At 64.5% G+C, this 24655-nt stretch carries 23 protein-coding genes; 17 read left to right on the forward strand and 6 right to left on the reverse strand.

What is annotated here, in order from left to right; genetic code table 11:
• Positions 1-9 precede the first annotated feature (9 nt).
• The 4 genes from GA566_RS05990 to GA566_RS06005 all read left to right on the forward strand — a co-directional run bounded on the left by GA566_RS05990 (position 10) and on the right by GA566_RS06005 (position 5062).
• Positions 10-1914 carry an MFS transporter gene (locus GA566_RS05990; RefSeq protein ID WP_160472052.1) on the forward strand — a complete coding sequence of 635 codons (1905 nt, stop codon included), beginning with the start codon at positions 10-12 and terminating at the stop codon, positions 1912-1914.
• Between the two features lie 14 nt (positions 1915-1928).
• Entirely contained in the window at positions 1929-2693 is a 765-nt protein-coding gene (locus GA566_RS05995; RefSeq protein ID WP_137928204.1) for a glutathione S-transferase family protein, read from the forward strand.
• 54 nt (positions 2694-2747) lie between these two features.
• Entirely contained in the window at positions 2748-3863 is a 1116-nt protein-coding gene (aroC, locus tag GA566_RS06000; RefSeq protein WP_160472054.1) for a chorismate synthase, read from the forward strand.
• A gap of 68 nt (positions 3864-3931) precedes the next feature.
• Entirely contained in the window at positions 3932-5062 is a 1131-nt protein-coding gene (locus tag GA566_RS06005) for an MFS transporter (RefSeq protein ID WP_237380271.1), read from the forward strand.
• Positions 5063-5224: 162 nt separating this feature from the next.
• On the opposite strand, the gene GA566_RS06010 is transcribed toward GA566_RS06005, so the two are convergent.
• On the reverse strand, positions 5225-6328 hold the full coding sequence (locus GA566_RS06010; protein WP_160472055.1) for an NAD(P)/FAD-dependent oxidoreductase: 1104 nt from the start codon (positions 6326-6328) through the stop codon (positions 5225-5227).
• Between the two features lie 64 nt (positions 6329-6392).
• Positions 6393-7094, reverse strand: a complete 702-nt coding sequence (locus GA566_RS06015) for a FadR/GntR family transcriptional regulator (protein WP_160472057.1) — start codon at positions 7092-7094, stop codon at positions 6393-6395.
• Positions 7095-7436: 342 nt separating this feature from the next.
• Between GA566_RS06015 and GA566_RS06020 the strand changes: the two genes are divergently transcribed.
• The 4 genes from GA566_RS06020 (at position 7437) to torA (ending at position 13279) form a co-directional block, all read left to right on the forward strand.
• Positions 7437-8375 (forward strand): flagellar brake protein, encoded by a 939-nt coding sequence (locus tag GA566_RS06020; protein ID WP_137925768.1) that lies wholly within the window; start codon positions 7437-7439, stop codon positions 8373-8375.
• 137 nt (positions 8376-8512) lie between these two features.
• Positions 8513-10144, forward strand: coding sequence for a c-type cytochrome (locus GA566_RS06025; protein ID WP_160472059.1), 1632 nt, complete (start codon positions 8513-8515; stop codon positions 10142-10144).
• On the forward strand, positions 10141-10809 hold the full coding sequence (locus GA566_RS06030) for a molecular chaperone (RefSeq protein ID WP_160472061.1): 669 nt from the start codon (positions 10141-10143) through the stop codon (positions 10807-10809). Before GA566_RS06025 ends, GA566_RS06030 begins: the two co-directional genes overlap by 4 nt.
• Positions 10799-13279: a trimethylamine-N-oxide reductase TorA gene (gene torA / locus GA566_RS06035; RefSeq protein ID WP_160472063.1), complete on the forward strand. Its 2481-nt coding sequence runs from the start codon at positions 10799-10801 to the stop codon at positions 13277-13279. The genes GA566_RS06030 and torA overlap by 11 nt, the downstream gene beginning before the upstream one ends.
• A gap of 77 nt (positions 13280-13356) precedes the next feature.
• On the opposite strand, the gene GA566_RS06040 is transcribed toward torA, so the two are convergent.
• Positions 13357-15036, reverse strand: a complete 1680-nt coding sequence (locus GA566_RS06040) for an electron transfer flavoprotein-ubiquinone oxidoreductase (protein WP_160472065.1) — start codon at positions 15034-15036, stop codon at positions 13357-13359.
• Positions 15037-15470: 434 nt separating this feature from the next.
• Between GA566_RS06040 and GA566_RS06045 the strand changes: the two genes are divergently transcribed.
• The 5 genes from GA566_RS06045 to GA566_RS06065 all read left to right on the forward strand — a co-directional run bounded on the left by GA566_RS06045 (position 15471) and on the right by GA566_RS06065 (position 19750).
• Complete coding sequence (locus GA566_RS06045; protein WP_137925773.1) at positions 15471-16256, forward strand: SDR family oxidoreductase; 786 nt, start codon at positions 15471-15473, stop codon at positions 16254-16256.
• A 111-nt stretch (positions 16257-16367) separates the two neighbouring features.
• Positions 16368-16967 carry a TRAP transporter small permease gene (locus GA566_RS06050; RefSeq protein ID WP_137925774.1) on the forward strand — a complete coding sequence of 200 codons (600 nt, stop codon included), beginning with the start codon at positions 16368-16370 and terminating at the stop codon, positions 16965-16967.
• On the forward strand, positions 16964-18268 hold the full coding sequence (locus tag GA566_RS06055) for a TRAP transporter large permease (protein ID WP_137925775.1): 1305 nt from the start codon (positions 16964-16966) through the stop codon (positions 18266-18268). Before GA566_RS06050 ends, GA566_RS06055 begins: the two co-directional genes overlap by 4 nt.
• A 52-nt stretch (positions 18269-18320) precedes the next feature.
• On the forward strand, positions 18321-19349 hold the full coding sequence (locus GA566_RS06060; RefSeq protein WP_160472067.1) for a DctP family TRAP transporter solute-binding subunit: 1029 nt from the start codon (positions 18321-18323) through the stop codon (positions 19347-19349).
• Positions 19349-19750, forward strand: coding sequence for a thioesterase family protein (locus tag GA566_RS06065; RefSeq protein ID WP_137925777.1), 402 nt, complete (start codon positions 19349-19351; stop codon positions 19748-19750). Before GA566_RS06060 ends, GA566_RS06065 begins: the two co-directional genes overlap by 1 nt.
• 64 nt (positions 19751-19814) lie before the next feature.
• Here GA566_RS06065 and GA566_RS06070 read toward each other — a convergent pair whose 3' ends face one another.
• Entirely contained in the window at positions 19815-20360 is a 546-nt protein-coding gene (locus tag GA566_RS06070; protein WP_137925778.1) for a PAS and helix-turn-helix domain-containing protein, read from the reverse strand.
• 154 nt (positions 20361-20514) lie between these two features.
• Here GA566_RS06070 and GA566_RS06075 point away from each other — a divergent pair, with 154 nt between their 5' ends.
• On the forward strand, positions 20515-21213 hold the full coding sequence (locus tag GA566_RS06075) for a CoA transferase subunit A (RefSeq protein WP_160472069.1): 699 nt from the start codon (positions 20515-20517) through the stop codon (positions 21211-21213).
• An 11-nt stretch (positions 21214-21224) separates the two neighbouring features.
• Positions 21225-21863: a CoA transferase subunit B gene (locus GA566_RS06080; protein ID WP_137925780.1), complete on the forward strand. Its 639-nt coding sequence runs from the start codon at positions 21225-21227 to the stop codon at positions 21861-21863.
• A 53-nt stretch (positions 21864-21916) separates the two neighbouring features.
• Here the strand turns inward: GA566_RS06080 and GA566_RS06085 are convergent, their stop codons facing one another.
• On the reverse strand, positions 21917-22387 hold the full coding sequence (locus GA566_RS06085) for a DUF411 domain-containing protein (RefSeq protein WP_137925781.1): 471 nt from the start codon (positions 22385-22387) through the stop codon (positions 21917-21919).
• 12 nt (positions 22388-22399) lie between these two features.
• Positions 22400-23176, reverse strand: coding sequence for a 3-hydroxybutyrate dehydrogenase (locus tag GA566_RS06090; RefSeq protein WP_137925782.1), 777 nt, complete (start codon positions 23174-23176; stop codon positions 22400-22402).
• Between the two features lie 192 nt (positions 23177-23368).
• Between GA566_RS06090 and GA566_RS06095 the strand changes: the two genes are divergently transcribed.
• Positions 23369-24250: an alpha/beta fold hydrolase gene (locus GA566_RS06095; protein WP_137925783.1), complete on the forward strand. Its 882-nt coding sequence runs from the start codon at positions 23369-23371 to the stop codon at positions 24248-24250.
• 38 nt (positions 24251-24288) lie between these two features.
• The gene (locus GA566_RS06100; protein WP_137925784.1) at positions 24289-24651 is read left to right on the forward strand and encodes a RidA family protein; all 363 of its coding nucleotides are present in this window, start codon (positions 24289-24291) and stop codon (positions 24649-24651) included.
• The last annotated feature ends 4 nt before the right edge of the window (positions 24652-24655 follow it).

Consider the following 24655-nt stretch of genomic DNA (forward strand, 5'->3'; position numbering starts at 1 on the left):
TTGCCATTCATGAGCCAACAAAGCCAGTTTCGCCTGCTGGGTCTGCGCCGTTTCGCCCCGTTCTTCTGGACGCAGTTCCTGGGGGCAATGAACGACAACGTCTTCAAGGTCGCCTTTACGTCGCTGGTCACGTACCACGCGGCGCTCTTCGAGGGCGTAGATCCTCATAGTGCGGCTTTCCTGATTTCTGCGATTTTCATCGCGCCATTCGTGCTGTTCTCCGCAACCAGTGGACAGATCGCCGACAAGATCGAGAAATCGAAACTGATCCGGCTGGTCAAGACGCTGGAGATCGGCATCATGCTCCTTGGGCTGGCTGGCTTCTACCTGCACAGCGCGCCGCTGCTGTACCTGGGCACCTTCCTGATGGGCCTGCATTCCACGCTGTTCGGGCCGGTCAAGTTCGCTTACCTCCCTCAGCATCTGGACCAGACCGAACTCGTGGGCGGCAACGGACTGGTGGAAATGGGCACCTTCGTGGCCATCCTGCTCGGCACGCTGCTGGGCGGCGAGATGGCGGGGCTGACGCAGGGCGACGGCACCATCGTGGGCCCGCTCTATGTGGGCATCGCCTGCGTGGTGATTGCCGTGGCGGGCCGCGCGGTGTCGCAGGGCGTGCCGCTGTCCCCGGCGCCACAACCGGACCTGCGCATCAATTGGAATCCGATCACAGAAACGTGGCGCAACCTGATGCTGGCGCGCGAACGCCGCGTGGTGTTCCTGAGCCTGCTCGGTATCTCGTGGCTGTGGTTTCTGGGCGCCACGTTCCTGACCTCGTTCTTCAGCTTTGCCAAGGATGTGCTCGGCGGTGACCAGAACGTGGTCACGCTGCTGCTGGCGGTGTTCTCGATCGGCATCGGCATCGGGTCGCTGCTGTGCGAGCGGCTGTCGGGCCGGCATGTGGAAATCGGGCTGGTGCCATTCGGCTCCATCGGGATGACGGTCTTCGCGGTAGATCTCTACTTCGCCACGCATGGACAGTCGACTGGCGCCACACTGAGTGGCGTGAGCGGCTTCCTCGCCCAGCCGGGGCACTGGCGCGTGCTGTTCGACCTGTTCTTCCTGGCGATGTTCGGCGGCTTCTACAGCGTGCCGCTCTATGCGCTGATCCAGAGCCGCTCGGCGCCCACGCACCGCGCACGGATCATCGCCGCCAACAACATCCTGAACAGTTTCTTCATGATTGCCGCCTCGCTGCTTGGCGTGTTCATGATGCAGGCCGGCTACTCGATCCCGCAACTGTTCCTGGTGGTGGGGCTGCTCAATGCCGTGGTGGCGATCTATATCTACACGCTGGTGCCGGAGTTCCTGCTGCGCTTCATCGCCTGGCTGCTCGTGCATACCCTTTACCGGCTGCGCCGCATCGACGCCGAGCGCATTCCGGAGGAAGGCGCCGCCGTGCTGGTCTGCAACCACGTGAGCTTTGTCGATGCCGTGGTGCTGATGGCGGCCAGCCCCCGGCCGGTGCGCTTCCTGATGGATCACAACATCTTCAAGGTGCCGGGCCTGTCATGGTTCTTCCGCCAGGCCAAGGCGATTCCGATCGCCCCGGCGCGCGAGCATCCGGAAATGCTGGCGCGCGCCTACGACGCCGTGGCGGAGGCGCTTGCCGATGGCGAACTGGTCTGTATCTTCCCCGAAGGGAAGATCACGGCCACGGGGGAACTCAACCCGTTCAAGAACGGTGTGCACCAGATCATCCAGCGCACGCCGGTGCCCGTGGTGCCGATGGCGCTGCGCGGCCTGTGGGGCAGCTTCTTCTCGCGCAAGGGTGGGTCGGCGATGACCAAGCCATTCCGGCGCGGCATCCTGAATCGTCTGGAGCTGGTGGTGGGCGAGCCGGTGCCACCGCAAGCCGCCACACCCGAAACCCTGCAGCAAATGGTGCTCGCCCTGCGCGGCGACTGGAAATGAACGGAAACCCGCCCATGATCACGCTTTACACATTTGGCCCGGCATTCGGGCTGCCCGATGCCAGCCCGTTCGTGATGAAGGCCGAGATGCTGCTCAAGCTCGCCGGCCTGCCGTACCAGACGAAGCGTGGCGATGTGCGGCGCGCCCCCAAGGGCAAGTTGCCGTATCTGGACGACATGGGCCGGCTGGTAGCGGACTCCACGCTGATCCGCTGGCACCTGGAAAAGACCTACCACATCGATTTCGACGAAGGCCTGTCGCCCGCCGAGCGCGGTACGGCGTGGGCCGTGGAGAAGCTGCTGGAAGACAACCTGTACTGGGCCGTGGCGCGGGTGCGCTGGCTGGAGCGCGGCAACTTCGAACGCGGCCCCGCGCAGTTCTTCAACATCGTGCCCGCGCCAGTGCGAGGACTGGTCAAGACAATGGTGCGGCGAAAGGTTCGCCAAATGCTATGGGCGCAGGGTTTGGGGCGCCATAGCGAGGCCGACATGACGACGATGGCTACCCATGGCGTGAAATCGGTGGCCGATATCCTGGGCGACAAACCGTACCTGATGGGTGATCGACCATGCGGTGCAGACGCCACTTTGTTTGCATTCGCGGCGAGCCTGCAGTCGCCCGTGTTCGAAACCCCGATCCGCGCAGCGGCTGAAACGCATGCGAACCTCCAGGCGTATCTGGCACGCATGCGCAAGCAGTACTACCCCGACTTCGCGGGCAGCGGGGTGTTTGCGCCGGCGCTGGTGGGGCAGGGCGGCGAGGTTGGTGTCGCCGCCTAAGCGGGTAATGGCCGTACAATGTAGGCCGTCCCCAATTCCTGCGCGGTTTCGATCATGTCTGGCAATACTCTCGGCCTGCTTTTCACAGTCACCACCTTCGGCGAATCGCATGGGCCCGCGATTGGCGCGGTCGTCGATGGTTGCCCGCCGGGAATGTCGCTGACCGAGGCCGATATCCAGATCGACCTGGATCGCCGCAAGCCCGGCACCTCGCGCCATGTGACGCAGCGCCAGGAAGCCGATCAGGTCGAAATTCTCTCCGGTGTGTTCGAAGGCAAGACCACGGGCACGCCGATCTGCCTGCTGATCCGCAATACGGACCAGCGCAGCAAGGACTACGGCAACATCGTCGAGACCTTCCGTCCCGGCCACGCTGACTACACCTACTGGCACAAGTACGGCATCCGCGACTATCGCGGCGGTGGCCGTTCGTCGGCCCGCCTCACCGCGCCCGTGGTGGCCGCGGCGGCAATTGCCAAGAAATGGCTGAAAGAGCAGTACGGCACCGAGATTCGCGGCTACATGTCGCAACTTGGTGAAGTGGAAGTGCCGTTCACCGACTGGAAGCACGTGCCGGAGAACCCGTTCTTCGCGGCGAATGCCGATATCGTGCCCGAGCTCGAAACCTATATGGACACGCTGCGCCACGATGGCGATTCCGTGGGCGCGCGCATCGAGGTGGTGGCCAGCGGCGTGCCGGTGGGCCTGGGCGAGCCGCTGTTCGACAAGCTCGACGCCGATATCGCACACGCGATGATGGGCATCAACGCGGTCAAGGGCGTCGAGATTGGCGCGGGCTTCGACAGCGTGGCACAACGCGGCACGGTCCATGGTGACGAGCTGACGCCGCAGGGTTTCCGTACGAACAATGCAGGTGGCGTGCTGGGCGGGATTTCGACCGGTCAGGACGTCACGGTATCGCTGGCGATCAAGCCGACGTCCAGCATCCGCACCGCGCGCGAATCGATCGACAAGGGTGGCAATACGGCCAGCGTCGAGACGTTTGGCCGTCATGATCCGTGCGTGGGCATCCGTGCGACGCCTATCGCGGAGGCCATGCTCGCGCTGGTGCTGATGGACCACGCATTGCGCCATCGCGCGCAGTGTGGCGATGTCCACGTCGATACGCCGCGCATTCCGGCTCACGTCCCGGTTCAGGACACGCCCTGAGCCACCCCCTGGGCACGACGACGGCTCCGTCGGGTTCGATCGACAGAGCCACCTACCTTCGTTTCGGGCTGTTCTATCTCGGCTACTACGCCTACGTCGGCGTCATCTCGCCGTATGTGAGCCTGTTTTTCGCCGACCGGGGCTTCTCGCCCGTGCAGATCGGCGTACTGATGGCGTGCTTTCAGTTGAGTCGCATCGTCGGCCCCTATCTGTGGGGCTGGCTGTCCGATGTCATGCACACGCGCGTGAAGCTGTTGCGGCTCGCGGCCGTGACGGCGCTGCTCGCATTCCTGGCCGTACCGGGGATCACCAGCTACGGCGGCATGATGGCGATGATGATCGGCCTGAACCTGATCACGAGCGCCATGTCGCCGCTGGGCGATGCCCTGACCATTTCCACGCTGCGCCGCCATGGCGCTTTCGATCATCGCTACGGCCGCGTGCGCATGTTCGGCTCGGTCGGATTCATCGCGGCCGTGCTGACGGGCGGGGCATTCTTCGAGCACTTCGGCATGCCGGCCTTCCCGTGGTTGGCCAGCGCCACGCTGGCGCTGTTCGCGGTGGTGGTCTTCGGCATGCGCGATGCCACGGACGAAGGGCCACGCGTCAAGCCGCCGCCCGCGCTGCCTCTGCTGCGTCGCCCTGACGTGGCGTGGTTCCTTGCCTCGGCCTTCCTGATGATGTTCGCGCACGCAGCGCTCTACGTCTTCTATTCGCTCTATCTGGAACGGCTGGGCTACAGCAAGATCGCCATCGGCGCGATGTGGACCATCGGCGTGGTGGCGGAGATCGTGTTCTTCTTCTATCAGGGCCGGCTGTTCGGCGCACTGGCACTGCGCACGATCCTGGCCGGCACGTTCGTGCTGGCGGCGCTGCGCTTCGGCCTGACCGGCTACTTCGCGCAGTTCGCGTGGCTGATGGCCGCGGTGCAGATCCTGCACGCCGCCACGTTTGCCGCGCACCACAGCGCCAGCCTCAAGCGGCTGCAACGCTGGTTTGCCGGACCCCTGCAAGGCAGAGGACAGGCGCTGTACACCGGCATTTCCTACGGACTCGGCGGCACGCTGGGCGGGCTCGCAATGGGCTGGACGTGGAAGACGCTCGCGCCCATGCATACGTTCGGGCTCGCGGCTGTAGCGGCAATGCTGGGGGCGGGGTGTGCGGTGATGAGTTTTCGGGGTGAGGGGAGGGAGCGTTAACTCCTCCCGCGTGGTTTTCTCCCCTCTCCCGCGAGCGGGAGAGGGGCGGGGGAGAGGGCGGGCGGTGCAAACTGAGACAGGTCGGCAAGCAGAGCCTCCGCCCCTCTCCCCCAGCCCCTCTCCCGCCATGCGGGAGAGGGGAGCAAAGCCGAAAGGTCGAATTCAGCCCAACAACCCCACCACCTTCTCCCCAATCGCCAGCGACGACGTCAGCCCCGGCGACTCGATCCCAAACAGATTCACCAGCCCCGGCACACCATGCGTTTCCGGTCCATCGATCCTGAAATCAGCAGCCGTCTCGCCTGGGCCGCTGATTTTCGGGCGGATGCCCGCGTAGCCCGGCTGCAAGGCACCGTCCGCCAGCCCCGGCCAATAGCGGCGAACCTCGTCATAGAAACTATCCGCGTCGTGCGGCGGCACGCTGTATTCGATGTCGTCGATCCATCGCACATTCGGGCCGAAGCGCGCCTGGCCGCCCAGGTCCAGCGTCAGATGGACGCCAAGGCCGGCTGCTTCGGGCACCGGATAGATCAGACGCGAGAATGGCGCGCGGCCTGCCAGCGTGAAATAGCAGCCTTTGGCGTAGAACTGCGGTGGAATGTGCGCGGCGGGAATGCCGTCGATCCGACGGGCGAGATCGGGCGCGGTCAACCCGGCCGAATTGATCACCGTGCGGGCCAGCAGCGTGGTGGCGCCGTCCGGACTGTCGATGTCCAGGCGGATGCCATCGGGCGTCACCGCCCCCGATCGCACGGGCGACTGCACGGCCAGCATCGCACCGGCCTGTTCCGCATCGCCAAGCAGTGCGGTCATCAAGCCGTGGCTATCGATGATGCCGGTCGACGGCGACAGCAGCGCGGCGTGGCATTCGAGCTGCGGCTCCATGGCCCGCGCTTCGTCGCGCGTCAGTAGTTGCATGTCGTGCACGCCATTGGCCTCGGCCTTGGCGCGGATGCCGGCGAGCGTGGCGACCTGAGCCTCGCTGGTGGCCACGATCAACTTGCCGCAGCGCTGGTGCACCACGTGATGGCTGGCGCAGTAGTCATAGAGCATGGCCTTGCCGCGCACGCAAAGCTCGGCCTTCAGCGAGCCGGCCGGGTAGTAGATGCCGGCGTGGATCACCTCGCTGTTGCGCGCGCTCGTGATCGTGCCAAAGGCATTCTCCGCTTCGAGAATGATGACTTCGCGGCCTTGCAGCGCCATGGCGCGGGCTACGGCGAGCCCGACCACCCCAGCGCCGATCACGACGCAATCTACCTGTTCCATCTGTCTGCTCCTGATTCCTGATCCCTGGATGCTGATTTTTCCGAGTCGGTACTCGGGTCCGATGTCACGCCAGGCCCATGCGCGCCGCCGACGCGCCAAGGTGGGCGGTAGCCGCAGCGCGCGCAGCGATGGGATCGCCCTGGGCGATGGCATCGACGAGCGCCGCGTGTTCGGCATCGGCCGCCCGTGGCTGGCCGTCGCTGTCGCGCAGGCGCGCGGTGTTTTCCCAGGCCCGCTGCCGGGCGGCCAGCAGTTGCTGGCTGACGAAATCGGTCAGGCCCGTGAAGCACGGGTTGTGCGCGGCCTGGGCGATGGCGTGGTGAAAGGCAATATCGGCGGCTGCGGCGCTCGGAAAATCATCGGCCTGACGCTGCATGGCGTCGAGCGCCTGACGCATGGCGGCGATATCCGCATCGGTGCGGCGCAACGCAGCCATCTCCGCACACGCCGTTTCCACCACACGGCGCAGTTCGAACAGTTGCGCCAGCGTCGGCCCGCCTTCGGGCGCGCTGGCCACACGCCAGACCTGCCCGCCGGGCGTTTCGGAAACATAAGCCCCCGATCCCTTGCGCGTCACCAGCACGCCGTCGGCCTTGAGTAGCGCAATCGCCTCGCGCACGATCGGACGGCTGACGTCGAAGGTGCCCGCCAGTGTGGCCTCGGCCGGCAGCCGCGCACCGGTGGCAAAGCGGCCGGCGGCAATGTCGTCGCGCAGGGTCTGGGCGATGCGGGAGGCGAGGGTGGCAGGGCGGGACAGTCGGTCCATGGGGAGTGGGCGTGAGGGCGAGAGGGGCTCGGTCGGCAGTTTTAAGATGTCAGGCTGTCTGACAGCATTCGGCGTTTTGGAGATTTTGCGATGTTGTTTGTGCCGCGTCAAGCCAGCCGTCCAAGACTGATGCGTTTTCGGATGCCTGCCCGGTAACCTCTGTTGCGCCCGCATGCCCCCTGCGAGGGGTGTCAAGGTTCGTTCGCAACTGTCGATAGCTGACTCATCCGGGGTTGCACGCCACGCAGGAAATGTGGCGGGGCGGGCCCATCGTCTTCGATTTACCCTCGCACTGGCGGCTGACGCGTACCGGTGCATTGCTTCATGGGGAGCCATCGCGCCATGATTCCATTGACCCCACAGGATCTGCCGGTCGGGCAACCCTTGCCGTGGGCGCTGCTCGACGGCCAGGGCAATCTCATGCTCGGCAGCGGCAGCATCATCCCTGACGCGCGCGACCTCGCGCTCATGTTCCGACATGGCACGGTCTGCCGCCCCGACGACATGCCCGAAGCCGGCAACGAGCCCGACGCGCATGGTGGGTCGAGGCTGAGTTCGGGGCCGCTCGGTCTCCAGGTCGGGACGCTGCTGCACGTGAAGACGCCCGGCGACACGGCCCGCGCGGCTGCCAGCCGGCTGATCGGTTTCATCGAACATGGCCTGTTCGTGACGTGGCCCACGCTGGGTGGCCGCGAATTGTCGATCAATGCGGGCGAAACGTTGCTGCTGCGCGGCTTCTCGGGGCACGCGATCCACAGCTTCACATCGACGGTCACGGCGGTCTGCCGCAGCCCGTTCCGCTATCTGGTGCTGTCGGCGCCGGCACAGACCGAGCAGATGCCGGTACGGCGCGCCGCCCGCGTGCCCACGCGGATGGCTGCCTATCTGGTGGAGGCTGCCAGCGAGAGCGGAGACGAAGGGAGTGCCGAATCGACGCAGCAGGGTGCCGATGTCAGTCTCGATGACCAGATGGGCGAAGGGCTTGCGCGGCTTGGGCTGCTATCGGACCTCAGCACGGGCGGTGCGTTGGTGCAAACCTCCACCCCGGCGCCAGCGGTAGGCCAGCGCGTGAGGCTGCGTTTCCAGTTGCGCACGGCATCGCTCGATACGGAGGTGACGGTCGATGGCACGGTGCGCAGCGCGCCGTCGCAGGACGACGAGGAATTCCCCGCGTTCGGCGTGGCGTTCGAAGCGTTGGGCGAGCGTGAACTGACGCTGCTGCAGTGCTTCATCTACGAGCAGTTGCTGGCATCCACCTGCATGCCGGTCTCGGGCAATTGATGTCGTAGCAAGTTGTATCGGGACGGTTTGCGTTAGCCCCGTCCCGACCGATGCGAGGGTTGCCTCGCATCAATAACCACCTCGGCAGTCAGGCATACGGTTACGAGCAATCACGGATTGCTCAACGAGGTAACCGCATGACAACGAGAAGAAGGTCCCTGATCGTCACCGCCGCCGTTGCGGTGATCGGCATCGTCGCATTCCTGGTGCTCACCGCACCATCCACCTGGCGACTCCTCCATCCCGCGCGGGACGTACCCGATACGTCCATGCCCGATCTGGTAAACGGGCGCACGCAGTTTCTTGCTGGCGACTGCGCCACGTGCCACGCATCGCCAGGCAAGAACGACGAGACAGTGCTTGGAGGTGGCCGCTCGCTGGAGACCGCGTTCGGCAAGTTCCATATGCCCAATGTCTCGTCACACAAGACCGATGGCATTGGTGGATGGACGCTCGAGCAGTTCATCATGGCGATGCGCGAGGGCGTGATTCCGGGCAAGGGCAACGCTTATCCGGCCTTCCCATACACGTCCTACCAGCGCATGTCGGCAAACGATCTGCGCGATCTGTTCGCCTACATGCAGACGCTGCCGGCCATACCCGGCAAGGTGGCAGACCACGAACTGAAATTTCCGTATTCCATCCGGCGCGGCGTGGGCCTGTGGCGACTGGCGTTCCTGGACGGCAAGCCTGTTGCCGATGATCCGACGCAGACCGAGCAGTGGAATCGCGGGCGCTATCTCGTGGAAAGCTCGGCGCATTGCGTGGAATGTCATTCGCCGCGCAACCTGATGGGTGCCGTGCCATTCGCCAGGCGCTTCTCGGGCGGACCGAACCCCGAGGGCACGGGCTACATCCCCAATATCACGCAGGACGAGACGGGTATCGGCTACTGGTCCGTGAACGATATCGCCCGATATCTTGAGGACGGCCTCAACCCGATTGGCATCAAGGCCGGCGGGGACATGAAGGAGGTCGTGATGAACACGTCGCGGCTGTCCGAAGCGGACCGGCTGGCGATGGCGGTCTACCTGAAATCCGTCCCCGCAGTGGAAGCGCCGAACGCAGGCGCGCCCAGGCCGAACCGCACCGAGGAAGTGGTGATGCTGCCGGAGGACCAGCGACACGTCGGGCCATCGCGCCTGACGTCGCTGGCGGCGCCGCCGGCCGAACTGGCGCGCCGCGACGAACTCTTCGTCGTATCCCCGACGCCGTTCCAGCTCGATACCAGCGGAGCGGGCGAGGACGGCAAGCTGCTTGGCGCCACGCGTCTGAAGGTGCTGACACGCGAGGGCGACCGCCTCCAGGTGCGCGTCGATGGCTGGCAGCAGGATGGTTCCGAGAGCGCGATGTATGCGCTCAAGGGCCAGCGGATCATGCAGGCGGTGTTGTCTCCGGATGCCATTGCACGGGTGCAGCGCAAGCAGACGGTGCGCGACGAGGAGACAGGCCTGGATTGGCATGAAGGCAGTCTCACGGTCTGGATCCCCTCCGCCGGGCTGTCGGCCGATGTGGCGCAACTCTGGCGGCATGCGGACGAGACGTATCGCCAGTCCTGCGCGTCGTGCCATGCGCTACCGCATGCCAACGAGTACCTGGCCAACCAGTGGATCGGCACGTTGGGAGCGATGAAGCGCTACACCTTGCTCGACGATGCCGAATACCGCCTGATGCTGTCCTGGCTGCAGAACCACTCCAAGGATGTGGGCGGCGGACATGATACGCCCGGCAACCCTGCCGGCACTGCACACGGCGGTGGTCCGCAATGAGCCCGGCTGGCACCGCTGCCTGCACGCCACGTCAGATCCGTGCCTCGACAATCGATTGGATTGGCGGATGGCTCGCGATGCCGCCCACGGAGGCGGTGGTTGCGCAACTGCAGTCGCCGGAAGGACAGGCACTGCTGGATGCCATTGGCGGGGAGTTCGATTGCCTGGATGCAGTCGCGCAGTTGCGCACGGCACTGTCGGCGGCACCGGCCCCGCAACTGGCGCTCGACATCGCCGTGACCTGGACGCGTCTGTTCGAAGGCGTCATGGGCACGCCGCCCATATCGCTCTACGAAAGCGCCTATGCGGTCGATGACGAGCACCCGGGTCTGCGCCCGTTCGGCTGTGCGGTCGACGAGGTCAACGAACTGCTGATGCGGTTCGACGTATCGATCGCTTCGCCGGGCGAGCCGGCCGATCACGTGGCGGTGGAGTTGGCGCTGTACGCCTCGCTGCTGCGCCGCGATGACGCCGATGGCATCGCACTGATGCACGCGAGGCTGGTTGCGTGGGTTCCCGGCTTGATCGCACTGTGCCGGTCCAACGATCCCAGCGGCTTCTACGGCGCCACCGCCAGCCTGCTCGGCGTGCTGCTGGAATTCCAGCCATGCCTGGCACCACAAGAATCGCAGGAAACACAGGAATGGAGTCACCATGCCGAATGACAACAATCACCGCGACACGCGCGTGTCGCGCCGTCGTTTCATCCAGGGCGCCCTCGCTACGGGTGCGCTGGGCTCCGCGAGTCCCGCACTGCTGGCAACCGGCGCCAGCCGACAAGGTTCGGTCGGAACGTCCGAGGTGCTGACCGGTTCGCACTGGGGCGCGTTCTACGCCAAGGTGGAAAACGGCCGCGTCACGGGGCTGCGTCCGTGGGAGAAGGACCCGCGGCCTTCGCACATGCTGCCCGGTGTGCTCGATTCGATCTATTCGCCCACGCGGATTCGCTATCCGATGGTGCGCCGCGCGTGGCTCGAGCACGGGCCGGGCGCCGATCCGGCAGGGCGGGGCAAGGGTGACTTCGTGCGAGTGAGTTGGGAGAAGGCGCTGGATCTCGTGGCAAAGGAACTTGACCGGGTGCGGCGCAAGCACGGGCCGACCTCGATCTTCGGCGGTTCCTACGGCTGGAAGAGTCCCGGAAAGCTCCACAACTGCCAGACGCTGCTGTCGCGTGCGTTGACAGTCAACGGCGGCTTCGTGAGCCGCAGCGGTGACTATTCGACCGGGGCTGCACAGGTCATTCTGCCGTACGTGGTGGGGTCGATCGATGTGTACGAGCAGCCTACGACGTGGCCCGTGCTCGAAGCCCATACCGAGTTGATGGTGTTCTGGGGTGCCGATCCGATTGTCACGAACCAGATCGGCTGGCAGGTTCCGGACCACGGCGCGTTTCCCGGCATGGAGGCGTTGAAGAAGAAGGGCATCAAGGTCATCTGCATCGACCCGGTGCGCACGGAAACCTGCGAGTACTTCGGCGCCGAGTGGCTTGCACCCCGGCCGCAGACCGATGTGGCGATGATGCTGGGTATCGCCCATACGCTCTATACCGAAAACCTGCATGACGCGAAGTTCCTGTCGCGTTACACGACGGGCTTCGAACGATTCGTCCCATACCTGACCGGCAAATCCGATGGTGTGCCCAAGGACGCCAACTGGGCATCGGGCATCTGCGGGCTGCCCGCAGACGTGATTCGCGGACTGGCCCGGCGCTTTGCCGGAAACCGGACGATGCTGGCTGGTGGGTGGTCGATCCAGCGGCAGCATCATGGCGAACAGGCCCACTGGATGATGGTCACCCTGGCGTCGATGCTCGGCCAGATCGGCTTGCCCGGTGGGGGTTATGGGTTCACGTATCACTACGCCAATGGCGGCAGCCCCACGGCCACGGGTCCGGTGCTGCCGGGCATCGTCGGGGGGGCCAAGCCGCCACCGGGGTCGGAATGGCTGGAGGCAGGCGGCACCGAGACGATTCCCGTCTCACGCATCGTCGAGGCTCTGGAGAGCCCCGGCAAGCCCTACGATTTCAACGGACGGCGTTCGACGTATCCCGATCTCAAGCTGGCGTACTGGGTGGGCGGCAATCCATTCATGCACCACCAGGACCGCAACCGCATGCTCAAGGCATGGCAGAAGCTCGACACCTTCATCGTGCATGATTTCCAGTGGACCGCCACCGCGCGGCACGCCGATATCGTGCTGCCGTGCACGACGAGCTATGAGCGCAACGATATCGAGGGCATTGGTGACTATGCGATGAGCCATATCCTGGCCATGCGCAAAGTCATCGACCCGGTCTACGAGGCGCGCAACGACTACGACATCTTTGCCGACATCTGCGAGCGCATGGGCACTGGAAAGGCTTTCACGGATGGGCGCGACGAGATGGGCTGGATCCGCTCGTTCTACGAGGCGGCGCGCGTGCAGGCGCGCGGCAAGCGCATGGAGATGCCGGTCTTCGACGTGTTCTGGAACAGCAACAAGCCGCTGGCGTTCCCGATCGGCGAGGAAGCCAGGGGCTATATCCGGCACAAGACGTTCCGCGACGATCCGTTGCTGAACGCGCTGGGCACGGCGTCGGGCCGCATCGAGATCTACTCGTCGAATATCGCCCGGATGAAGTACGACGATTGCCCGCCGCACCCGACATGGATGGAGCCGGTCGAGCGGCTCGATGGGCCGACCACGAAGTATCCGCTCCATATCGTGACAAGCCATCCGAAGAGCCGGCTGCACTCCCAGCTATGCGGGACGGTACTGCGCGAGTCCTATGCGATAAAGGACAGGGAACCTTGCCTGATGCATCCGGCGGACGCCCGCGCGCGTGGCATCGCCGACGGAGACATCGTGCGGGTGTTCAACGACCGGGGCCAGATGCTCGTTGGCGTGAAGCTGACGGACGGCATCCGGCGCGGTGCGATCCGGGTTTGCGAGGGGGCGTGGTACGACCCGGCCGAGGGTGGCAAGCCAGGCACGCTTTGCCGCTATGGAGACGTGAACAACCTGACGACCGGCATCGGCACGTCGAAACTCGCGCAAGCCAATTGCGGCCATACGGCCATGGCCGATGTGGAGAAGTTCAAGGGCGTGCCGCCGCCCGTGGAGGTGTTCAAGGCACCGCGCGGCGCGGAGTCCTGAGCCATGCAGCCATGAAAAAACGCCGGTAAAGTACCGGCGTTTTTTCGTCATGCAGTAGCAGCCTTGCGGCGTACTACTTACATCCCCACGTAGTTCGGACCGCCGCCGCCTTCCGGCGTCACCCAGACGATGTTCTGGGTCGGGTCCTTGATATCGCAGGTCTTGCAGTGCACACAGTTCTGCGCGTTGATCTGCAGGCGTTCCTTGCCGTCATCGTTCTGCACGAATTCGTACACACCGGCCGGGCAGTAGCGCGACTCGGGGCCGGCGTACTGTTCCCAGTTGATGTTCACCGGCACGCTGGCGTCCTTGAGCGTCAGGTGCGCCGGCTGGTTTTCCTCGTGGTTCGTGTTGCTGATGAAGACCGACGACAGTCGGTCGAAGGTCAGCTTGCCGTCCGGTTTCGGATACTCGATCTTCTGGCATTCGGCAGCCGGCTTCAGGTACACGTGGTCCGGCTTCTCGCGGTGGATCGTCCAGGGCGGGTTGCGGATGCCCAGCTTCGGCAGCAGCCATTGCTCGATACCGGTCATCAGCGTGGCGGTGGTGCGGCCCTTCTTGAACCACTGCTTGAAGTTCTTGGCCTGCAGCAGTTCCTTGTGCAGCCAGCTCTTTTCGAAAGCAGCGGGGTAGTCGGACAGTTCGTCGTGCTGACGGCCCGCCTGCAGCGCGTCGTACGCGGCTTCGGCGGCCATCATGCCGGTCTTGATCGCGGCGTGGCTGCCCTTGATGCGAGAGGCGTTCAGGTAGCCCGCGTCGCAGCCCACCAGTGCACCGCCCGGGAATACCGTCTTCGGCAGCGACAGCAGACCACCGGCGGTGATGGCGCGCGCGCCGTAGCCAATGCGCTTGCCGCCTTCAAAGTACTGGCGGATTTCCGGGTGCGTCTTGAAGCGCTGGAATTCCTCGAACGGCGACAGCCACGGATTCGTGTAGTCGAGACCGACCACGAAGCCCACGGCCACCTTGTTGTCTTCCATGTGATAGAGAAACGAGCCGCCGTAGGTGGCCGGGTCCAGCGGCCAGCCGGCCGTGTGGACGACCAGACCGGGCTGGTGCTTGGCCGGATCGATTTCCCACAGTTCCTTCAGGCCGATACCGTAGCTTTGCGGATCCTTCCCGGCATCGAGCTTGTATTTGGCGATCAGTTGCTTGCCCAGGTGGCCACGTGCGCCTTCGGCAAAGATCGTGTACTTGGCGTGCAGCTCCATGCCGAGCTGGAAGTTCTCGGTGGGTTCGCCTTCCTTGTTGATGCCGAGGTTGCCGGTGGCCACGCCCTTGACGGAGCCATCCTCGTTGTAGAGGACTTCGGCGGCGGGGAAGCCCGGGAAGATTTCCACGCCCAGCGCTTCGGCCTGCTGGCCCAGCCAGCGCACGAAGTTCGACAGGCTGACGATGTAGTTGCCTTCGTTGTGGAAGCACTCGGGCAGCAGCGGGGCACCCTTGGAGCCATTGGCGTCGAGGAACAGGAACTTGTCTTCCGTGACCGGCTGGTTCAGCGGTGCGCCCAGTTCCTTCCAGTTCGGGATCAGCTCGTTCAGCGCAATCGGGTCCATGATGGCGCCCGACAGGATGTGCGCGCCCGGCTCGGAGCCCTTCTCCAGCACGCAGACATTGACGTCGCCGCCTTTCTCCGCGGCCAGCTGCTTCAGGCGGATGGCCGTGGCCAGACCGCCGGGGCCACCGCCGACGATGACGACGTCGTACTCCATGGCTTCGCGCGGGCCGAACTGCTCGACGAGCTGTTGCTGATCCATTGTCTCTAACCCTCTGTTTCTTCTGGGCGGCAATACTGCCGCATGGTTGCAGCGCGTGACTGGTTGCGTGACGCGTGACTGCGGTTTGTGGGATGCGGTGATCGTGCTCTGCGGAACCGGGAACGGGCGGGGCGAGGCGGGCACTGCGCGCGGCCCGGGGTGGCCGGGGTGTCGTCCGCGTGCGGACATGGCGCGGGAACAGGCTCTCCGGCGGATGACCGGGCCTGAACTAGGCGTTTTTCCTCTTTCCCTTTGGGGACCAAGTTCTTAGAATCTTCGGCATTGTCCGGGACTCGCCAACCTCAGGCAAGCAATTTTTTGGAACGACCGTTCTTTTTTTTGGGCGATAGCCGGAACGCATGTCCGGCTCCCGCAGAGCGGAACTGGAACCGCACCGTCCGGCAGGGCCGGATGCTTCAACGCCGAGGTAAACAATGGGTTTGTCGATCAATCTGGAAGGCAAGGTCGCGCTGGTGACCGGTGCCTCGAGCGGACTGGGCACGCGTTTCGCCCATGTGCTGGCGGCTGCGGGCGCCAAGGTGGTGCTGGCCTCGCGCCGGGTGGAACTGCTCAAGGAACTGCGTGCGGCCATCGAGGCCGACGGCGGCAGCGCCCACGTGGTGCGACTCGATGTCACCGACCCCGACAGCATCCGTTCGGCCGTGGCACACGCGGAAACCGAAGCCGGTTCCATCGATATCCTGGTCAACAATTCGGGCGTGTCCACCACGCAGAAGCTGACCGACGTGACCGCCGACGACTTTGATTTCGTGTTCGATACCAACACGCGCGGCGCGTTCTTCGTGGCTCAGGAAGTGGCCAAGCGCATGATCGCGCGGGCCAAGGGCGCCGAGAAACAGGGCAATCCGTTGCCCCAGGCACGCATCGTCAATATTGCGTCGGTAGCCGGTCTCAAGGTACTGTCGCAGATTGGTGTGTATTGCATGAGCAAGGCGGCCGTGGTCCACATGACCAAGGCCATGGCCCTGGAGTGGGCGCGTCACGGTATCAACACGAACGCGATCTGCCCGGGCTACATCGATACCGACATCAACCACCACCACTGGGATACCGATGCGGGGCAGAAGCTGATCCAGATGCTGCCGCGCAAGCGCCTGGGCCAACCCGAAGACCTCGATGGCCTGTTGCTGCTGCTGGCGTCCGATGCATCGCGCTTTATCAATGGCGCGGTGATCACAGCCGACGATGGCATGGTCTGACTTCCACCCGCCCCCGGGAGGAGACAGGCCGACAAGTACATAAGAAGAGAGACGCCCCGGCGGCCGGCAAGGCCCCCGGGCGGCCCGGGACCGGAGGCCGGGTAGCAAAAAATGGATCAAGACAATCAGGCACGGCGCGACGCCGGGCCGCAGCATATCGTCGATTCGGCGATCATTCCCGAAGCGTCCGACGAGGCACGCGACAGCGAATTCCGCATTTCCCCACGTATCGAGGACTGGATCGGCGTCATCGTCATGGTGCTGCTGGTCGCCATCACGTTTGCCAACGTGGTGGTGCGCTATTTCACCGACGAATCGTTCGCCTGGACCGAGGAGTTCTCGGTCTTCCTGATGATCGTGCTGGCGCTCGTGGCGGGCAGCGCGGCCGTGGCGCGCGACCGGAATATCCGCATCGAGTATTTCTTCGAGCGCGGCAGCCCCACCCGGCAGAAGCGGCTGGCCATCCTGTCCGCGCTGGCCGTGGCCGTGATGTTCCTGGCCTTGGCCGTACTCGGCGTACGGATTACCTGGGATGAGTACGCGTTTGGCGAAACCTCTCCCGGTATTGGCGTGCCCGCCTGGTGGTATTCGATCTGGCTGCCGGTGTTGTCGGTAGCCATCGGGCTGCGCGCGCTGGCGCTGGCCTGGCGCAATGTCCGTGCGCTGAAGGCATTGACGACTTCGAAGCAGGGCGGGGAGGGCGCGCAATGACGCTCGTCGCCATCACTCTTTTCGTGGTCTTTATCGGCCTGATGCTGCTGGGCGTGCCGATTGGCGTGTCGCTGGGGCTGGGCGGGCTGGTGGCCATCGGCCTGTCGAATCTCGACACGCAGATGTTCGGCCTGCTGGCCGTGCCGCAGAACTTCTATGCGGGGCTGGCCAAGTACCCGCTGCTGGCCATTCCGATGTTCGTGCTCGTAGGGTCGATCTTCGACCGCTCGGGCGTGGCGGCGCGGCTGGTCACGTTTGCCATTGCCGTGGTGGGGCGTGGGCCGGGCATGCTGCCGCTGGTGGCCATTCTCGTGGCCATGTTCCTCGGCGGTATCTCGGGCTCGGGCCCCGCCAACGCGGCAGCGGTGGGCGGCGTGATGATCGCGGCGATGTCGCGGGCCGGTTATCCGGGCTCGTACAGTGCCGCCGTGGTGGGCGCGGCAGCCGCCACCGACATCCTGATCCCGCCATCGGTCGCGTTCATCATCTACAGCGTACTGGTGCCGGGGGCCTCGGTGCCGGCGCTGTTCGCGGCCGGCCTGATCCCGGGCATCCTGGCCGGCGTGGCGCTGATCGTCCCGGCCGTCTGGCTGGCGCGCAAGCACAACATGGGTGCCGTGGAGGCCGCGCTGCCGCGTCCGCCGTTCTGGAAGAGCCTGCGCGAAGCCGCGTGGGGTCTGGTCGCGCCGTTCCTGATTCTCGGTGGCATGCGCGCGGGCTGGTTCACGCCGACCGAGGCCGCCGTGGTGGCGGTGGTCTACGGGCTGTTCGTCGGCATGGTGATCTACCGCAGCATCGGCATGCGCGACCTGTTCACGATTTTCCAGGAAGCCGCGGAGACTTCGGCGGTGATCCTGCTTGTGGTCGCGCTGGCCGGTATCTTTGCTTATGCGCTGTCCACGCTCGGCGTGATCGATCCGCTGGCTCACGCCATTGCCAACTCCGGCCTGGGCGAGTACGGCGTGCTGGCGCTGATCGTGCTTTTGCTGATGACGGTAGGCATGTTCCTCGACGGCATCTCGATCTTCCTGATCTTCGTGCCGCTGCTGCTGCCTATCGCCAATGCCTTCCACTGGAATCCGGTATGGTTCGGCGTGGTACTGACGCTGAAGGTGGCGCTGGGCCAGTTCACGCCGCCGCTGGCCGTGAACCTGATGGTGTCGTGCCGCATCGCCAAGGTACGGATGGAGGAAACCGTGCCCTGGGTGATCTGGATGCTGCTGGCGATGTTCATCGCCATGCTGATGGTGCTGGCCTACCCGCCGCTGGCGACATGGCTGCCAGACTATCTGGGCTACTGATTTGCTGAAGACGTTGAAGACATCGACAAGATTGAAAAGAGGAGATTCCCGCATGAAACGCCGTGCCCTGATGCTGTCCGTTGCCGCTTCGATCGCCGCCGCCGCCCTGTTGCCGGCTGCCGCATCGGCCCAGACGTACAAGTCCGAATACAAGATGTCGCTGGTGCTCGGCCCCGCGTTCCCGTGGGGCAAGGGCGGCGAGATCTGGGCCGACCTGGTGCGCCAGCGGACCAGTGGCCGCATCAACATCAAGCTGTATCCGGGTACGTCGCTGGTGGCCGGCGACCAGACGCGCGAGTTCTCGGCCATCCGCCAGGGTGTGATCGACATGGCCATTGGCTCGACCATCAACTGGTCGCCGCAGGTCAAGGAACTGAACCTGTTCTCGCTGCCGTTCCTGATGCCCGACTACAAGGCGCTGGATTCGCTGACGCAGGGTGAAGTGGGCAAGCAACTGTTCACGACGCTGGACAAGGCCGGCGTGGTGCCACTGGCCTGGGGCGAGAACGGTTTCCGCGAAGTGTCGAATTCGAAGCGTGAGATCCGCAAGCCGGAAGACCTCAAGGGCATGAAGCTGCGTGTGGTGGGTTCGCCGCTTTATATCGAAACCTTCAACGCGCTCGGCGCCAACCCGACGCAGATGAGCTGGGCCGACGCCCAGCCCGCCATGGCGTCGGGCGCCGTGGATGGCCAGGAAAATCCGCAGAGCGTGTTCGCGGCCGCCAAGCTGTACACGGTGGGCCAGAAGTACGTGACGACCTGGGGCTACGTGGCTGATCCGTTGATCTTCGTGGTCAACAAGCAGATCTGGGAAAGCTGGACCCCGGCGGATCGCGAGATCGTGAAGCAGGCGGCCATCGACGCCGGCAAGCAGGAAATCGCACTGGCCCGCAAGGGACTGGTCGAGGCTGGCGCCCCGGCGTGGAAGGACATGGAGCAGCACGGCGTGAAGGTCACGTCGCTGACGCCGGCCGAGCACGACGCCTTCAAGAAGGCCACGGCCAAGGTCTACGACAAGTGGAAGAAACAAATCGGCGCCGACCTCGTGACCAAGGCCGAAGCTTCGATCGCCAAGCGCTGATGAAGCACGTCTTCACCTGCGTGATGCCGATCCGGTGGGGTGACATGGATGCCATGGGCCATGTCAACAACACCGTTTACTTCCGCTATCTGGAGCAGGCGCGGATCGAATGGTTCGAGTCGATCGGCCGCAATGGCCGAGACGCCAATGGTCACGGCCCCGTGCTGATCAACGCCCACATGACGTTCCTGAAGCAACTGCGCTATCCCGGCGACATCGAGTGCCGGGTGTACGCGGGAGAGTTGGGGCGTTCGAGCTTTGAGACGCGCATCGAGGTGCGGCGCACCGATCTGCCTGACGTGGTCTGGGCGGAAGGCGGGGCAAAGGTGGTGTGGTGCGACTATGCGGTGGAGAAGAGCGTGCCGGTGCCGGAGGCGATTCGGCAACTGATCGAAGCGTAAGCGTCTGATCATCGCCGGCAGGTCCCCTCTCCCGTGCAACGGGAGAGGGGAGTAAGACAACACCTCAGTGGTTCACCAGCCGCTGCACCAGGTCCACTGCCGTATGGGCCCCGTATTTCTTCATCAGCCGCGCCCGGTAGATATCCACGGTGCGCGGACTGATTGCCAGCAGCTTCCCGATCTGCTTGCTAGTCTTGCCTTCCACAAGTTGCGCGGCGATGTCGCGCTCCCGCGCGGTCAGTTCGGCCGTGACCGGCCGCTTCTGCGACAGATCCTCGAACGTCCAGATGCCGGCGCCCAACGGGTCCTTGCGATCCAGTGAGCGTCCGGTAACGTGGCACCAGAACAGCTCGCCGCTGGCGCGCTTCATGATTCGCTCGTCCGAATACAGGCCCTTGGTGTTCATCACCGGCACGATGCGCGCGCCCGTGCGCTCGAACTCGTCGGCGGTGGGATAGAGCACCTGGAACGATTGGCCCATCAGGGCCTCGCGGGTGGTGCCGAAGATCCGGCAGACCTCGTCGTTGCAATCCTCGATCACCCGGGCGCGCGATAGCACCAGGCCAACCGGGGCCAACTGGAAAGCGGTCTGGTAGTCGATGGACGGCATTATCCCTTATGTACTTTTACGTAATGGCGCTCGCGGCATCCCTTGACGTATGCTCTGGGGCGTCAACGGCGGCGCCTGACCGCCGATTGTACCGTTACAATTTCCGCGCGGGGCTACCCGGCCGCGTAGCGGGACTACCGAGGAAGGAGCAAACATGAACAAGGTCTACGCCAGCGCCGCCGAGGCGCTCGCGGGCGTCGTGCGCGACGGCCAGACGATCGCCGTAGGCGGCTTCGGCCTGTGCGGCATCCCTGAAGCACTGATCGCCGCGCTGCGCGACAGTGGCGCCAAGCAGCTCACCTGCATTTCGAACAACGCGGGCGTCGATGGCTTCGGCCTGGGCCTGCTGCTGGCCACCCGCCAGATCAGCAAGATGATCTCGTCGTACGTCGGTGAAAACAAGGAGTTCGAGCGCCAGTACCTGGCCGGCGAACTCCAGCTCGATTTCACGCCGCAGGGCACGCTGGCCGAAAAGCTGCGCGCTGGCGGCTCGGGCATCCCGGCATTCTTCACCAAGACCGGTGTCGGCACGATCGTCGCCGAAGGCAAGGAAGTACGCGAGTTCAATGGCGAGAAGTACGTCATGGAGCAGGCGCTGGTCTCTGACGTGGCACTGGTCAAGGCACACAAGGCTGACAAGGCCGGCAATCTGGTCTTCCGCCGTACTGCACGCAACTTAAATCCGGTGTGCGCGATGTCGGGCAAGATCACCGTGGCCGAGGTCGAGGAAATCGTCGAGACCGGCGAGATCGATCCGGACGACGTCCACCTGCCGGGCATCTTCGTTCACCGTATCGTGCTGAACAAGACCCCCGAGAAACGCATCGAACAGCGCACCGTGCGTGCCAAGTAAGGAGACAGATCATGGCATGGACACGTGATGAAATGGCCGCGCGCGCGGCCGCGGAACTGCAGGACGGTTTCTATGTGAACCTGGGCATCGGCCTGCCGACGCTGGTGGCCAACCACGTGCCGCAAGGCATGGAAGTGTGGCTCCAATCGGAAAACGGCCTGCTCGGCATCGGCCCGTTCCCGACCGAGGAAGAAGTGGACGCCGACATGATCAATGCCGGGAAGCAGACCGTGACCACGCTGCGTGGCTCGTCGATCTTCTCGTCGGCCGATTCGTTCGCGATGATTCGCGGCGGCAAGATCAACCTGGCCATCCTCGGCGCCATGCAGGTCAGCCAGCGAGGCGACCTGGCCAACTGGATGATTCCGGGCAAGATGGTCAAGGGTATGGGCGGCGCGATGGACCTCGTGGCCGGCGTGGGCCGTGTGGTCGTGCTGATGGAGCATACCGCCAAGAAGAAGGACGGCACGGAGGACATCAAGATCCTCAAGGACTGCAACCTGCCGCTGACCGGTGTAGGCGTGGTGAATCGCATCATCACGGACCTCGCCGTGATCGACGTCACGCCGCAAGGCCTGAAACTTGTGGAAACGGCGCCCGGCGTCACCCGCGAGGAAGTCCAGGCCAAGACTGGCGCGGAGCTGGTTTAAGCCGGGTTTTCTCCCCTCTCCCGCATGGCGGGAGAGGGGAGTAACAACAAACCTCACGCCTTTTTGTTGTAACTCGAAAACACCGAAGCCGCTCCATCCGCCTTCACCAGCAGCACATCAAACGGGTCCTTGCGCGGCCCCATTTCCATGCCCGGCGATCCGACCGGCATACCTGGCACAGCAAGACCCGTCGCCTTCGGCTTTGTCGCCACCAGCTTCTTGATATCTGCCGCAGGCACATGCCCTTCGATGCCATACCCCGCGATCACACCGGTATGGCACGAACCGAAGCGCTCCGGAATCCCGTATTTCTGGCGATACGGACCCGTGTCTTCCACATCATGCGTGGTGACCGTAAAGCCGTTGTCCTGCAGATGCTTGACCCAATCCCCGCAGCAGCCGCAGGTCGGTGTCTTGTAGACGACGATAGCCAGCGGCTTGGCGGACTGCGCTGTCGCCACTAGCGGCGACAGCATCAAGGCTCCGGCGCCCAGCGTTCGCAATGCATCGCGACGCGTTTTCATGATTACCGCTCCTTACTGGGCCACCCAGCCGCCGTCCATGTTCCAGATCGCGCCGCGCACCTGACGCGCAGCCTCGCCCGACAGGAAGACGGCCAGCGCACCGAGTTCTTCAGGCGTGACGAATTGGCCCGAAGGCTGCTTCTCGAGTACCAGCTCGCGCTTGGCCTGCTCCACCGGGATGCCTTCCTTCTGGGCACGCGCCTCGACCTGTTTCTGCACAAGCGGCGTCAGCACCCAGCCCGGGCAGATCGCGTTGGCGGTGATGCCGGTCTGCGCGGTTTCCAGCGCGGTGACCTTGGTGAATCCGACGATGCCGTGTTTCGCCGCCACGTAGGCAGATTTGTTTGCCGAGGCGACCAGGCCATGGGTCGAGGCCACATTGATGATGCGGCCCCAGTTCTTCGCCTTCATCGACGGCAGGGCGAGACGGGTGGTGTGGAATGCGGAGGTCAGGTTGATGGCGATGATCGCGTCCCAGCGGTCGGCCGGGAACTCGTCGATGGGTGCCACGAACTGGATGCCGGCGTTGTTGACTAGGATGTCCACGCCGCCGAAGTCCTTCTCGGCGTAGCGCATCATGTCTTCGATCTCGGCGGACTTGCTCATGTCGGCGCCGTGATAGCCGACCTGGATGCCGCTGCCGGCGGCGGCGATTTCCGCCTTTGCGCCGTCGGCGTCACCGAATCCGTTGACGATGATATTGGCGCCTTGCGCGGCCAGTGCCTGCGCGATGCCAAGTCCGATACCGCTGGTCGAGCCCGTGACCAGTGCCGTCTTGCCTTTGAGCATGTAAGCCTCCGTCGGGAGTGTCAGGATGTGCTGGGGCATTGTACTCGCAGGGCGTACAATCCGGCTTTGGTCTTTGGCAGCAGCTGCTCTGCTTTTTGCGCGGCGTTTGACTGCCATTGGCTTTCCGATTTTCGCAGCCATTCCCAAAACTCTACGCCGCAGGGGATGCGGCGGCCTCGCACAGGAGTTCCGATGTCCTCCAGTCCGCGCCTCGGCTTTGTTCAATGCATCAGTCCCGCCGGCCTGCATCGCATGGCCTATCACGAATGGGGCGACCCGGCCAATCCGCGCGTCCTGATGTGCGTGCATGGACTGACGCGAACCGGGCGTGATTTCGACACGCTGGCGCATACGATGTCCGACGAGTACCGCGTCGTTTGTCCCGATGTGGTGGGCCGGGGTCGTTCGGAATGGCTGGCTGATCCGAAGCAGTACATCCTGCCGCAGTACGTGGCCGACATGGTCACACTGATTGCGCGGCTCAATGTGGAGCAGGTGGACTGGTTTGGCACGTCGATGGGCGGCCTGATCGGCATGGGACTGGCAGGCTTGCCAAAGTCGCCGGTGCGCAAGCTGTTGCTCAACGATGTGGGGCCGCGCATCACGGCGCAGGCCATCGAGCGTATCGGCGCCTACCTGGGGCTGCCTGTCCGCTTCAAGACGTTCGAGGAAGGACTGGCGTACCTGCAGACAATCAGTGCATCGTTTGGCCGCCACACGCCGGAGCAGTGGCGCGAACTGAATGGCGCGATCCTGAAGCCCGTACAGGGTGACGAGGGCCTGGAGTGGGGCCTCCACTACGATCCGGCGCTGGCCGTGCCGTTCCGCAACACGACACCTGAAGTCGTGCAGGCTGGCGAAGCCGCCCTGTGGCACCTGTTCGAAGCCGCACCGGGCCCCACGCTGGTGGTGCGCGGTGCGCAATCCGACCTGCTGCTTCGCGAGACAGCCGCCGAGATGGTGGCGCGCGGCAAGCAGGTCGAGACCATCGATGTGCCCGACGTGGGGCACGCCCCGACGTTCGTCAACGCGGAGCAGATCGATATTGCCCGGCGCTTTTTCCTGGGCACCTGAACCACCGAACAACCTGAATTCACAACGTAGACATTGTTATGAGCACCAATACCCTGAAGCGCGCCCATGTGGGCAAGCGCCTGTCCGAATATGCGGTCTACAACGGCGTGGTCTACCTGGCTGGCCAGGTTCCCGAAGTCGATCCCAAGGCCGATCTGCGCGGCCAGACACGCGAGGTGCTGGGCCATATCGACCGTCTGCTGGCCGAGGCCGGCAGCGACAAGACACGCATCCTGATGTGCCAGATCTTTCTGACCGACGTGTCGCGCATCGGCGAGATGAACGAGGTCTGGGATGCATGGGTGCCGCAGGGCAACACGCCTCCGCGTGCCACGGTTGAGGCCGCCCTGGCCAATCCCGACTACCTGATCGAAGTGGTGGTGACCGCCGCGCTCAACTGATGGC

The sequence above is a fragment of the Cupriavidus sp. SW-Y-13 genome, assembly GCF_009793345.1.
Taxonomy (GTDB): domain Bacteria; phylum Pseudomonadota; class Gammaproteobacteria; order Burkholderiales; family Burkholderiaceae; genus Cupriavidus.

What these genes read in the sequence shown, in the direction of transcription:
- GA566_RS05990 (WP_160472052.1), top strand. Translation starts at nt 10, where the DNA reads ATGAGCCAACAAAGCCAGTTTCGCCTGCTGGGTCTGCGCCGTTTCGCC.
- GA566_RS05995 (WP_137928204.1), top strand. Translation starts at nt 1,929, where the DNA reads ATGATCACGCTTTACACATTTGGCCCGGCATTCGGGCTGCCCGATGCC.
- aroC (WP_160472054.1), top strand. Translation starts at nt 2,748, where the DNA reads ATGTCTGGCAATACTCTCGGCCTGCTTTTCACAGTCACCACCTTCGGC.
- GA566_RS06010 (WP_160472055.1), bottom strand. Translation starts at nt 6,328, where the DNA reads ATGGAACAGGTAGATTGCGTCGTGATCGGCGCTGGGGTGGTCGGGCTC.
- GA566_RS06015 (WP_160472057.1), bottom strand. Translation starts at nt 7,094, where the DNA reads ATGGACCGACTGTCCCGCCCTGCCACCCTCGCCTCCCGCATCGCCCAG.
- GA566_RS06020 (WP_137925768.1), top strand. Translation starts at nt 7,437, where the DNA reads ATGATTCCATTGACCCCACAGGATCTGCCGGTCGGGCAACCCTTGCCG.
- GA566_RS06025 (WP_160472059.1), top strand. Translation starts at nt 8,513, where the DNA reads ATGACAACGAGAAGAAGGTCCCTGATCGTCACCGCCGCCGTTGCGGTG.
- GA566_RS06030 (WP_160472061.1), top strand. Translation starts at nt 10,141, where the DNA reads ATGAGCCCGGCTGGCACCGCTGCCTGCACGCCACGTCAGATCCGTGCC.
- torA (WP_160472063.1), top strand. Translation starts at nt 10,799, where the DNA reads ATGCCGAATGACAACAATCACCGCGACACGCGCGTGTCGCGCCGTCGT.
- GA566_RS06040 (WP_160472065.1), bottom strand. Translation starts at nt 15,036, where the DNA reads ATGGATCAGCAACAGCTCGTCGAGCAGTTCGGCCCGCGCGAAGCCATG.
- GA566_RS06045 (WP_137925773.1), top strand. Translation starts at nt 15,471, where the DNA reads ATGGGTTTGTCGATCAATCTGGAAGGCAAGGTCGCGCTGGTGACCGGT.
- GA566_RS06050 (WP_137925774.1), top strand. Translation starts at nt 16,368, where the DNA reads ATGGATCAAGACAATCAGGCACGGCGCGACGCCGGGCCGCAGCATATC.
- GA566_RS06055 (WP_137925775.1), top strand. Translation starts at nt 16,964, where the DNA reads ATGACGCTCGTCGCCATCACTCTTTTCGTGGTCTTTATCGGCCTGATG.
- GA566_RS06060 (WP_160472067.1), top strand. Translation starts at nt 18,321, where the DNA reads ATGAAACGCCGTGCCCTGATGCTGTCCGTTGCCGCTTCGATCGCCGCC.
- GA566_RS06065 (WP_137925777.1), top strand. Translation starts at nt 19,349, where the DNA reads ATGAAGCACGTCTTCACCTGCGTGATGCCGATCCGGTGGGGTGACATG.
- GA566_RS06070 (WP_137925778.1), bottom strand. Translation starts at nt 20,360, where the DNA reads ATGCCGTCCATCGACTACCAGACCGCTTTCCAGTTGGCCCCGGTTGGC.
- GA566_RS06075 (WP_160472069.1), top strand. Translation starts at nt 20,515, where the DNA reads ATGAACAAGGTCTACGCCAGCGCCGCCGAGGCGCTCGCGGGCGTCGTG.
- GA566_RS06080 (WP_137925780.1), top strand. Translation starts at nt 21,225, where the DNA reads ATGGCATGGACACGTGATGAAATGGCCGCGCGCGCGGCCGCGGAACTG.
- GA566_RS06085 (WP_137925781.1), bottom strand. Translation starts at nt 22,387, where the DNA reads ATGAAAACGCGTCGCGATGCATTGCGAACGCTGGGCGCCGGAGCCTTG.
- GA566_RS06090 (WP_137925782.1), bottom strand. Translation starts at nt 23,176, where the DNA reads ATGCTCAAAGGCAAGACGGCACTGGTCACGGGCTCGACCAGCGGTATC.
- GA566_RS06095 (WP_137925783.1), top strand. Translation starts at nt 23,369, where the DNA reads ATGTCCTCCAGTCCGCGCCTCGGCTTTGTTCAATGCATCAGTCCCGCC.
- GA566_RS06100 (WP_137925784.1), top strand. Translation starts at nt 24,289, where the DNA reads ATGAGCACCAATACCCTGAAGCGCGCCCATGTGGGCAAGCGCCTGTCC.